Raw genomic sequence first — 9,860 nt, 5'->3', positions numbered from 1 at the left:
CCCGCGGGCAGCCTATCCGGCTGGCGCCAGCACCACCGTGTCGTACGGGCCGTCGGCCAACGCCGGCGTGATTCCACGGCAATCGGCAACCCAACTGGCTTGCCTCTGTCGCGGCCTAAGCACCGCCGACGCGCCGGCGCCGGACCAGCTCGCCGCGGCGTGTGCGGCAGGGTCCACCCGTGCCCGATCCGGACCGCGGCTTGTGGAACGGGCGCGGTCGTCAGATCGAGGGAGGCATCCAACCGGCTAGAAGGGCGGGTCATCGTCGCCGCCGGAGCGGGGTGCTGACGCCCACGGGTCGTCGACGCTCGGGGGCGGCGGGCTGGGGCGCGGGGGCAGCTCGGGCAGGTTCTCCTCGGAGTAATCGAGACGGCGTTCCATCGCTGCTTTAGCTCATCTTTGAACGTGCGCTCCGACCAGTTGTCGTCCGGCCAGCGATGCTTGTTCGGCGAGGCAGCAGAGTGCCTCAAGGATCGTCTCCACGGTGTACCAGGTGCGCGGTACGACAGCGCCGCTCAGAATCCGGCGGATCATCTCCGTGCTGGCCGTATCGGCTTTCCTCACACAGGCTGACACGCTATGACAAGGCGATGGCGAACGCCGTCGTGCAGTCCGACTCCAGAGGGGACGCCCGGCAGGCGGCTCGGATTCTTGACAGTGCGTTGGCCCATCCCGAGGCAGATGACGACCCGGTCGCGTTGGTGGAGGTGCTCGTCTACCGCGCTGAGGTTGCGATGGTCCTGAACGATCCGGCCACGGCGCTCGGCCCACGCCGCCCGCATCCGGTCCATGCCGATGCTGGTGCGCAGCAGAGGGCCAATCTGCTCATCGCCGATCGCGGTGTCGAGCACGATGGTCAGGATCTCGTCCAGCAGCGCCTGCCGGTTCTCGCCGCCCTTGGCCCGCTCGGCCAAGGCCTCGGCGACCTTCTGCTTCGCCGCCGCCTCCCGCCCACTGATCGCCTGGTCGAACAGCAGCAGCGTCTCGTCGAGCACGTCAACGGCCGACTGCGCCAGCAGCGTGAGCAGGATCGGGTACCGGCGTTCCGGCTCGCGGCGCTGCAACGCCTGCCCGGTCAACCGCCGCCCGACCCCGGCCAGGAACCGGCGTCGCTCCGCCGACAGCATCGACAAGTCCAGGGTGTGCGCATCGAGGCGCCGCAGGTAGGCCAGTTTCTCCAGCTCCGCCTTCACCGCGGCCGGGCTCGACGACGTCGGCCCCACGCCCAGCCAGGACAGCGGCGTCCGGCCGAGATAAGCGTCCGGGACCAGCAGCAGGTCCAGCTCGGCGCACCGCCGCTCGGTGAGCAGGTTCCGCACCCGCGACCACGTCTCCGTCCGAGCGCGGGCCCGGGCCGCAGCCACCCGCCGCAGCAGCAGGATCACCCCCGGCCGGATCACCCGCGAGGAGAGCAGGTACTCGCAGGCCAGCCGGAACAACGGGTCTGCTCCCGCTCGCCGTACCCGCGCAGCTCACCCATCGCGATCCCGAGCCGCTGCGACAACCGGCCCACGGCGGCGGCCGGCGCCGCGGCGACCTCGTCGGGTACGAAGCCCAGCCACGGCAGCGTGCACAGCTGGACCGCCACGCCCAGCACGTTGCGGCCCGTACGGAACTGGCGCACGAACGCCTCGTCCGCACCGGTCAACGTGAAGTGCCGGATGAGCTCAGCCCGGTTGATCTCCGGGAAGTCCCGAATGCGCACCGACCCAGCCGTCGTCGCGCTCGAGAACCTCGAACACCGACCCCGGTCGGGCACCCGACGCCCAGCAGCGCGCCAGAACACGGCCGAACGCGTCTCCCAGCTCCGGTTCACGCGGACCCGTGATCACGCCCATCAGCGGGGCGAGGTGTTGCGGATGGCGGCGTCGGCGAGCTGTCCCGGTGCGAAGACCGCGGCCGCCACGCGCAGCTGCGGGGTCAGCGCATCCCACACCTCGGCCAGCAGCGCCTCCCGGCCGGCCGGCTGTCCCGCTTCCAGCCGGTCCGCCACCGCGGCGACCTGTTCTCCGTTGCCGAACACGAGCCAGCCGCCGCGTTCACGGGCGGCCACGTAATGCCGCAGCGGATCGTGTGCGGCTGCGCCGGTCGCGGCGACGATCAGTTCTGCGTCCCGTCGCATCAGCCTGCGGGCCTGGGAGGCGGCGCTGCGTCCGGTGAGGAAGTACCCACCGTGCAGCGCGCCGTCGAGGGTTCTCGCCCACAACACGCCTCGCCCCGGATAGCGGTTACCTGCCAGGACCTGGCGCAACGGGGCTATGGACATGCACGCTCCTGCGATCGGTCGGACGCGACGTCCGGGGTGGCCGGTCGCCGCGGTCCGCCGGCGCCTGGTCTTCACCCTGCGCCTTCACCCTGCCGTGTCGGGGCCGGGGTCCCGCAGCGTGGGGCCCGTCAAGCAGCCCAAGCTGTACAGACAAAACTGTACAGCTTGGGCTGTGGGTTCTAGGATGGGATGCATGGAGGAGAGCCCGCGCCTGTCACCCTCGGCGGTTCAGGCTTCGCGAGAGGTCCGTACGGTCATCAGCCGCCTGCGGCGCCGCATCCTGAACGCCGCCGAAGCCGAGGACATCACCCTTGGGCAGGAGTCCGTTCTGACCCGCCTGTCCGGCAAGCACAGCGTCACGGCCAGTGAGCTTGCCTCGGCCGAGGGAGTGCGCCACCAGTCGATGACGGCGACAGTCGCGTCGCTGACCGCCCTGGGGCTAGTGCAACGGCGGCCCGACCCCCATGACGGGCGCCGTCAGCTGATCGCGCTGACCGCGCAGGGGCACCGGCGGGTGGCGCAGGGGCGCCACGCCCGGCAGGAATGGCTGGCCGGTCAGTTGCAGGACAAGTGCACGGAAGAGGAACGGCGGGCCGTGATCGCCGCCATGGCAATACTGGAGCGCCTCACCCATGACTGATCAGAAAACGGCGGGACGGGGCAGGACGGCGACGGCGGGCTTCGACCGGCGGCTGCTGGCGCCGATGATGCTGGGCTCGGTCCTGAACCCAATCAACTCGACGATCATCGCCGTCACGCTCGTACCCATCGGCGACGCGTTGGGCGCCCCGCCCTCGCGGACCGCGTGGCTGGTCAAGGAGACCGGTACACCGGAATCCCCGCACGCCCAACTCGACTTGCCGGGCATGGCCCTGTTCGCCGCGATGCTCATCTCGCTGCTGCTGTTCCTGATGAACCTGCACCTGCGCGCGACGGGTACCTGCTGGTGATCGCCGCCGCCGCGGGCGCCGCGTTCGCGGCGCGGGAGCTACGGGCCCCCACCCCGTTCATCGACCTGCGGGTGCTGGGCGGCAACACCCCACTGCTCGTCACCTACGGGCGCGCGCTGGTCGCCTACGTCGTCGCCTACTCCTTCCTCTACGGGTTCACCCAGTGGACGCAGGAGGGCTTCGGGCTCTCGCCCTTCCACGCCGGGCTGGTGCAGATCCCCATGTTCGGAGTGGCCATCGGTGTCTCGATCATCACCGGGCGGCGCAAAGGCGTGCGCGGCAAGCTGCTCGCCGGCGCGCTCGGGCAGGTCATCGCCTGTGTGGTGATGCTGACGCTCACCGGGGACAGCCCCGTGTGGATGCTGATCCTCGTCGCCCTGATCTTCGGCGTCCCGCAGGGACTGAACAGCCTGGCCCTGCAGAACTCCGTCTACTTCCAGGCCGATCCCGAGCGCACCGCCTCCTCGGCCGGCCTGCTGCGTACCTTCGCCTACGTCGGGGCGATGGTCGCCTCCGCCACGACGGCCGCCTCCTTCGGGCAGCGCGCGGACACCGGCGGCATGCACCACCTCGCCTGGATCAGGCTCGGCGCAGGCGTGCTCTACCTCCTGCTGACCGTCGGCGACCGCACTCTCGGCCCCCGAGCAAGCACACCTGAACGAAAGGCGCACACCGTGGCCCGCACCGCCCTGCTCGCAATGGACCTGCAGCCCCACCACCTCGCCCGCCTGCCCGCCGACTACCTGCCCCGCGCCGTGCGCGCACTCGGCACGGCTCGCGCCGCAGGCGTCCCCGTCATCCACGTGGCACTGCGGCTGCGCCCCGGCCACATCGACGCCCACCCCCGCAACAAGATCTTCGGTTCCCTTCCGTCCCACCTGTTCACCGCCGACGACCCCGCCGCCGCCATCCACCCCGATGTCGCCCCCGCAGAAGGCGAGATCGTCGTCTACAAGAACCGCGTCAGCGCCTTCGCCGGTAACAACCTCCAGCAGATCCTGGCCGCCCAGGACATCGATCGCCTCGTCCTGGCCGGTGTCTCCACCGCCGGCATCGTCCTGCAGGCCGCCGACCTCGACTACCAGGTCACCGTCCTGTCTGACGCCTGCGCCGACCCCAACCCCGCCCTGCACCACACGCTCGTCACCGACGTCCTGCCCCGGCGCGGCGAGGTCGCCACCGTCGAGCAGTGGGCCTACACCCTCCACGCCACGTCGTAGGCGTTCGCCGGCTGCTTGGTCCGGTCACGATTTCCGGTCACGATTTCCGGGCGACCCCGCCGTAGATGCCGACCTGCGCGTCGCGCAGGGGGATGGACCCGTCGTCGTCGGGCCGCCAGCGGTGCGCAAGGAGCAGGCCCGGTTCGACCAGCTCCAGTCCGTCGAACATGCGTTCCACCCGGGTGTGGGTGCGGAGCTGGAACGGCAGGCCACGCTTGCGGTAGGCGGCCGCGAACGCCTCGGCGTCCGGGTCGAAATCCGCGGTCCCATGGGTGAGGATCAGATAGCTGCCCGACGGCAACGCCTCGACGAGGCGACGCACGATCGCGTGGAGATCCTCCTCGTCGGAAACGAAGTGGAAGATCGCGACGAGGGACAGGGCGACCGGCCGGGCCAGGTCCAGGGTTTCGCGCAGCTCGGGCGAGTCGAGGATCGCGGCCGGGTCGCGGATGTCGGCGTCGAGGTAGGCGGTCTGGCCCTGCGGCGTGCTGGTGAGCAGGGCGCGGGCGTGCGTGAGCACGATCGGGTCGTTGTCGGCGTAGACGACCTGGGCGTCGGAGACGATGCTCTGGGCCACCTCGTGCAGGTTCGGCGACGCCGGGATCCCCGTCCCGATGTCCAGGAACTGGCCGATCCCTGCCTGCGTGGCCAGGTAACGCGTCGCCCGCGTCATGAAGGCGCGGTTCTCCCGGGCGGCCACCCGCGCGTTCGGAAACGCGGCGATCGCCAGCTCGGCGGCCTCCCGGTCGGCCGGGAAGTTGTCCTTGCCGCCGAGGTAGTAGTCATACATCCGCGCCGGGTGCGGCAGATCCGTCCGCAGCGTCTTGCCCACCGAGCCCGTGTCAGCACCTGGGTCCGCCATCGCCCTGCCCCCTCACGCTCATGCCACCAGACGGTCACCCTATCGACAGGGAGTGAGTCAGGTTGGACGGATACTCACGCACCGCTGCGAACCGGTTCCGCGCCGTGTCGACGGGGCCCGCCGCCCGTATCGTCCGAGCCGGGGCGCCCAGCGGAAAGCTGCATCAACCGATCAGGAACCAGGTGTTGCGGTCGTGGGGATCGACGCCCGCCCATCGCAGGGCCGCGAGGTCCAGGGCGAATAGGTCCTCGGGCCGGGCCCCTCGACACAGCTCCTTCTGCGCGCGAAACGCCAGGTCGGTCGCGATGTGCATGGCGTCCGCACCGCGGATGTGCTGGCCGGCCAGCAGCCGCCGCTGCACCTTGTCGGCGACGAGGAGCATGCGGTGCTCCTCGTCGCCGGCCCGCTGCTGCGCATGATGCTCCCGGCGACTGCGGCGGGTCGCCGCGTCGACGAGCAGAGCGATCATCCAGGCCGGCGGTTCGACGGTCATCGCCTGCCACGACTTCGCCTGCGCGAGGGTCAACGGCTCACTCACCCCGGCCGTGCGCATCGCGCTCGCGACGACGCGAACCTGCAACCCGAGTGTCTCCGCGACCCGGATCGAGCAGAGCGCACGGTCAGCCTGACGCTGCGATGCAGGTTGTTTCGATGCAGGTTGTTTCGATGGAGTCACCGCGATTCCTCCAGATGCCATGCCCCGCCTCGGGGGTATTGGTCAGTCCGAGTTGCCAAAACAGCCACAGTGAAGGTCAATCTGTTCAACGGCGCCGGTCGCCGGATAGGGAGCTGCGGGCCAGGGGGCCTGGCCTGCCGCCTTACCCCGACCCGGTACGTCCGATTAGGGGCCGTAGATGCGGGTGGGGGTGAGGAACACGGCGGTGCGGCGCTGTTCGGCCATCACCCGGTCGTAGGTGTGCCAGTCGTCGTGGGTGCCGCCGGCGGCGAGGAACACCTCGCGCAGCAGCAGTCGCAGCCGCACGGTATCGACTCCGGGGCGCGGGTCGTCGGGGCCGATGATCTCGGCGGTGCCCTCGACGGTCGCCCACCGCCAACCGGAGCGCACGGTGGCGCTGGCCTGCGGGCGGGCCCGCAGATGGGCGAGTTTGACCGCGCCGTAGGTCACGAACGCGACGACCTCGAGGTCGGTGAGCGGATGGCGCATGAACGCGATGTTGACGACGGAGGACTGGATGCCGCCGTCGTCGCGCAGCGTGGAGATGACGGCGAGTCCGCTTTCGGTGCGGCTGAGGGCGGCGGCGTCCTCGAAGCTGGTCACGGCTTGTTCACCCTTCGTCGCGATGGCCCGGATCCGACCGTGCGGCCTCGTCACTGTCCGTCCTTGTGGTAACGATTTCCACCGTATAGCTCTGCCCGGGGTGACCGGTGTCGCTTGCAGGTCGCGGGGTGCGGGTGGCGACGGCGGGCGGGATGTGCCGGTGCCTGCGGCGACGTAGAAATGTTCTGGTGGAAAGTTCCGACGAGGGCGAGGCCTGGAGGCCGGGATGAGTGGCACGCGCGGCCCGATCGGTGGGGTGCGAGGCCCACGGGTGGTGTCGGTCAACGTCGGTCTACCCCGCGCCGTCCCCCGCGGCACCGACGGTGACGGCGGCGGTGCCGGCGGCGAGGTGATGACGGCGATCTGGAAGGAGCCGGTGGCCGGGCGGGTCGCGGTGCGCCGCGGAAACCTCGACGGTGACCGCCAGGCCGACCTGGTCAACCACGGTGGTCCGGACAAGGCCGTCTACGCCTACGCCCTGGAGGATCTCGCCTGGTGGGCGGGGGAGTTGGGCCGTGACGTGCCGGTGGGGGCGTTCGGGGAGAACCTGACCATCGCCGGGCTGGACGCGGCCGGCGTCGTCGTCGGCGAGAGGTGGTCGATCGGGTTGGCGCGGCTGTAGGTCGCCCAGCCGCGCATCCCGTGCTTCAAGCTCGGGATCCGGTTCGCCGATCGCAGCCTGCCGCGGCGGTTCGCCGCCGCCGGGCGGCCGGGAATCTACCTGCGGGTGCTGGTCGAGGGGGAGCTGGGTGCCGGCGACGCCATCGACGTCACGCCGGGTGCGCCGGCGGCGGTCGGGGTCAGCGCGCTCGCCCGCGCCTACCACGGGCGCGACGCTGGGCTGGCCGCGGCGGTGCTCGACGCCCCAGACCTGCCGGCGTCCTGGTACGACTGGGCCCGCGAGCGCACGGCACCGCGCCGGCGCGGCCGTGTCTGACGCGGCGCAGGCCGCCGACGGAAGAGGTGGCAACGTTCACGGGAGGTTCATCGTCACGATCCGCATCTCGGCGGCGTCGCAGGGGAACGCGTGATCCACGCCTCTGACTTTGATCACCGGGACCTACCGGGTCGTGGGCGCCTCGCCCGACGGCGACTCGGTCCGCTTCTACCCGCACGATCCGCAGGCGTTCCGCCGGGCGGGCATCACCGTGAAGGCCAACCGGGCGGGCGGCGTGCAGCTGCGACTGGACGCCATCGACGCGCTGGAGACGCATTACACCCCGCCGCACGGGTCGCGGGAATGGCATCAGCGCGGCGAGTTCGGCCGGGGCACCGCCGACGCGCTGCTGCACGAACTGGGTTTCACCGACGTCACCCGCGACGCTCGCGGCACCGTCACCGCCGCCACGCCCACCCAGACCGACGGGTACATCCTGACCCGCTTCGCCGACAAGTACGGCCGGGCGGTCGCGATGGCCTTCGCCGGGGCGGCGCCGTCCGGCGCGACCGACGGCGGGCCGCTGTTCCTCGACGTCGACGGGCTGCACCGGTCGGTCAACCACCGGCTGCTGGCCGCCGGCTGGGTGTATCCGACGTTCTACTCGAAGCTGTATGTCGACCTGCGCGCCGATCTCGCCGCGACCACCGCCGCGCCGCGCCGGGCGGCGAGTGGTATCTGGAAACTCGACGCCACCACGTCCGGGTTCACCGTCGCCTCCCGCGATCAGCTCACCGACGATCTGGTCATCCTGCCGAAGCTGTTCCGCCGGCTGGCGGAATACCTGGCCCTGGATGAGACCGGCGGGGTGGACCTGGCCGGTTTCGGCGATTTCCTCGCCGCCGGTGACGACCGGTTGTTCACCGTCCCCGCGGGGCAGGCCACCACCCTGGACACCCTCGTCACGGTGCGGACCGATCGGGCCACCGGGCAGGAGAAGGTCACCCTGACCGTCGCCCCGGAACACCTCGTCTTCTTGGAAGGCTGACCCTTTCCTGGAAGGCTGACCCTGCGCGGGCGCCGCGGACTCTGCCGACGTCCCTTGGCCGGGGCAGTGAACCTTGGATACACCTGCTGATCTCCCCGTCCGCCGTCCCCTACTGCGGTGACGTCCACAGGGGCTGTTCGCCCGCGGCCGGACCCGGCCCGCCGGCCGCCGGCACCAGGGCGATCGCGGCGCCGCCGTACTCGATGCGCCACGCCTGGGCGCGCGTGAACGCGCTGGCCTCGCGGACGGCCTGCAGCCGGGTCGGCCACGTGCGCGCCCCGTCGGGATCGTCGGTCAACCGCCAGCCGCACACGTCGGCGATGTAGCGGTGCTCGCCGTCCCAGGCGACCTCGATGCGCCACGCCACGCCCTGCTCCACACCAGCCAGCACAACACACACCCCCCACCATGTCGAACGCTAGTTCGACATTCGTACCAGTTCCGGATATTCCCGGAAACGGCCCCCGGGAACATCCCGGCCGACCACGGCCTGTCGTGACCCGCAGCCACGTACCCGCATCCCGAACCGGTGACGGCAGGGTGTGGGCCCGCGGGTCGCCCGCGCCACACCGTCGACGCCGGTGCCCCGTCCCCCGCCGGCGAGCGGGGTGAGGCCGAGTGCGGACGCCTCCGGACTCGCCCGCGTTCCTGCTCTGCTCTGATTGTTGCTCACCGGGCCACCGAGGTGCGCCAAGTCCACGCCGGCCCGCGGGTACGTCGAGAAGCATCCGCCGGCCCACGGGCTCGACATCGATCGGGTATCGATCGGGCGCGGAGCCTGCGCGACGATGGACGGGCTGATCCACGGGCGGCCGGGCTTCTCGCCCGCGCGATCGCGCTCGCACGGACCCACCTGGGCGCCGGGCACGACGTGGTGATTGCGCAGTTCCTGGGCCGTACGGTGTTCACCCAACAAATTGAACGCCTCGCCGGAGACGTCGGCGTCGACTTTCCCGAAATCGTTCTGCTCGACGGCAAGGAGAACGCGCGGCGACGCTTCGCGGAACGCAGCGCAGCGCTCCCCGCACGTCGATCAATCGGGTGCGGAGCATGGCTGGAGCGTCGCCGCCGGGGGGCGATACTGGCAGGCTCGCGTGTTCGACCGGCTTGTATTCCCGAGATCGAGACTGATGGCTGCTACTGACGGTAGGCGCTGAGCAGGAGGCGTTGGACCCCGCGGACGGGCCGGCGCCTTCCGGACGGCCCGGGCCGGGGCCGCTCGGGCGCTCCGGGGTGTATAGCACGTCATAGGCGTCCTACCCGTCTCACCGGACGCCGCCATTGCTCATGAGGAGCTGGCCATTGAGCCATTCCCGGCGTCGATTTGTGACGTTGGGTAATTGTTGCGGGGTGTGAGT

General features: G+C 70.9%; 13 protein-coding genes and 1 pseudogene. 6 read left to right on the top strand and 8 right to left on the bottom strand.

Annotated features, from left to right (window positions below):
- Positions 1-246: 246 nt before the first annotated feature.
- The 4 genes from G6R25_RS29040 to G6R25_RS17760 all read right to left on the bottom strand — a co-directional run bounded on the left by G6R25_RS29040 (position 247) and on the right by G6R25_RS17760 (position 2,266).
- On the bottom strand, positions 247-381 hold the full coding sequence (locus tag G6R25_RS29040) for a hypothetical protein (RefSeq protein WP_268904177.1): 135 nt from the start codon (positions 379-381) through the stop codon (positions 247-249).
- 179 nt (positions 382-560) lie between these two features.
- The gene (locus tag G6R25_RS31805; RefSeq protein ID WP_205447213.1) at positions 561-1,439 is read right to left on the bottom strand and encodes a hypothetical protein; all 879 of its coding nucleotides are present in this window, start codon (positions 1,437-1,439) and stop codon (positions 561-563) included.
- A complete protein-coding gene (locus tag G6R25_RS31800) occupies positions 1,397-1,705 on the bottom strand; it encodes a DUF4158 domain-containing protein (protein ID WP_205447212.1) in 309 nt (102 codons plus the stop codon). Before G6R25_RS31800 ends, G6R25_RS31805 begins: the two co-directional genes overlap by 43 nt.
- 132 nt (positions 1,706-1,837) lie before the next feature.
- A complete protein-coding gene (locus G6R25_RS17760; protein ID WP_136448889.1) occupies positions 1,838-2,266 on the bottom strand; it encodes an IMP cyclohydrolase in 429 nt (142 codons plus the stop codon).
- A gap of 193 nt (positions 2,267-2,459) precedes the next feature.
- Between G6R25_RS17760 and G6R25_RS17755 the strand changes: the two genes are divergently transcribed.
- The 3 genes from G6R25_RS17755 to G6R25_RS31790 are packed head-to-tail and all read left to right on the top strand — an operon-like array spanning position 2,460 to position 4,436.
- The gene (locus G6R25_RS17755; protein ID WP_136448890.1) at positions 2,460-2,906 is read left to right on the top strand and encodes a MarR family winged helix-turn-helix transcriptional regulator; all 447 of its coding nucleotides are present in this window, start codon (positions 2,460-2,462) and stop codon (positions 2,904-2,906) included.
- Positions 2,899-3,216: a hypothetical protein gene (locus tag G6R25_RS31795; RefSeq protein WP_205447210.1), complete on the top strand. Its 318-nt coding sequence runs from the start codon at positions 2,899-2,901 to the stop codon at positions 3,214-3,216. Before G6R25_RS17755 ends, G6R25_RS31795 begins: the two co-directional genes overlap by 8 nt.
- The gene (locus tag G6R25_RS31790) at positions 3,213-4,436 is read left to right on the top strand and encodes an isochorismatase family protein (protein ID WP_205447209.1); all 1,224 of its coding nucleotides are present in this window, start codon (positions 3,213-3,215) and stop codon (positions 4,434-4,436) included. Before G6R25_RS31795 ends, G6R25_RS31790 begins: the two co-directional genes overlap by 4 nt.
- 37 nt (positions 4,437-4,473) lie before the next feature.
- On the opposite strand, the gene G6R25_RS17740 is transcribed toward G6R25_RS31790, so the two are convergent.
- The 3 genes from G6R25_RS17740 to G6R25_RS17730 all read right to left on the bottom strand — a co-directional run bounded on the left by G6R25_RS17740 (position 4,474) and on the right by G6R25_RS17730 (position 6,631).
- Positions 4,474-5,298, bottom strand: coding sequence for an SAM-dependent methyltransferase (locus G6R25_RS17740; RefSeq protein ID WP_163553878.1), 825 nt, complete (start codon positions 5,296-5,298; stop codon positions 4,474-4,476).
- A gap of 163 nt (positions 5,299-5,461) precedes the next feature.
- Positions 5,462-5,878: a hypothetical protein gene (locus G6R25_RS17735; RefSeq protein ID WP_163553877.1), complete on the bottom strand. Its 417-nt coding sequence runs from the start codon at positions 5,876-5,878 to the stop codon at positions 5,462-5,464.
- Positions 5,879-6,139: 261 nt separating this feature from the next.
- The gene (locus G6R25_RS17730; RefSeq protein ID WP_473246911.1) at positions 6,140-6,631 is read right to left on the bottom strand and encodes a TIGR03618 family F420-dependent PPOX class oxidoreductase; all 492 of its coding nucleotides are present in this window, start codon (positions 6,629-6,631) and stop codon (positions 6,140-6,142) included.
- Between the two features lie 172 nt (positions 6,632-6,803).
- Here G6R25_RS17730 and G6R25_RS29035 point away from each other — a divergent pair.
- Together G6R25_RS29035 and G6R25_RS17720 are read left to right on the top strand one after the other, a co-directional pair.
- Positions 6,804-7,514, top strand: a pseudogene (locus G6R25_RS29035) (MOSC domain-containing protein).
- A 109-nt stretch (positions 7,515-7,623) separates the two neighbouring features.
- On the top strand, positions 7,624-8,502 hold the full coding sequence (locus G6R25_RS17720) for a nuclease (RefSeq protein ID WP_235948901.1): 879 nt from the start codon (positions 7,624-7,626) through the stop codon (positions 8,500-8,502).
- 109 nt (positions 8,503-8,611) lie between these two features.
- Here the strand turns inward: G6R25_RS17720 and G6R25_RS17715 are convergent, their stop codons facing one another.
- Complete coding sequence (locus G6R25_RS17715) at positions 8,612-8,893, bottom strand: streptomycin-6-phosphate phosphatase (protein WP_136449253.1); 282 nt, start codon at positions 8,891-8,893, stop codon at positions 8,612-8,614.
- 480 nt (positions 8,894-9,373) lie between these two features.
- On the opposite strand from G6R25_RS17715, the gene G6R25_RS17710 reads away from it, so the two are divergent.
- Positions 9,374-9,646 (top strand): hypothetical protein, encoded by a 273-nt coding sequence (locus tag G6R25_RS17710; RefSeq protein ID WP_136449252.1) that lies wholly within the window; start codon positions 9,374-9,376, stop codon positions 9,644-9,646.
- Positions 9,647-9,860 lie beyond the last annotated feature (214 nt).

The sequence above is a fragment of the Candidatus Frankia alpina genome (genome assembly GCF_902806485.1).
Lineage (GTDB): Bacteria > Actinomycetota > Actinomycetes > Frankiales > Frankiaceae > Frankia > Frankia alpina.
Note: the sequence above shows the minus strand (reverse complement) of the source record. Positions and strands in the feature narration are given on the sequence as shown.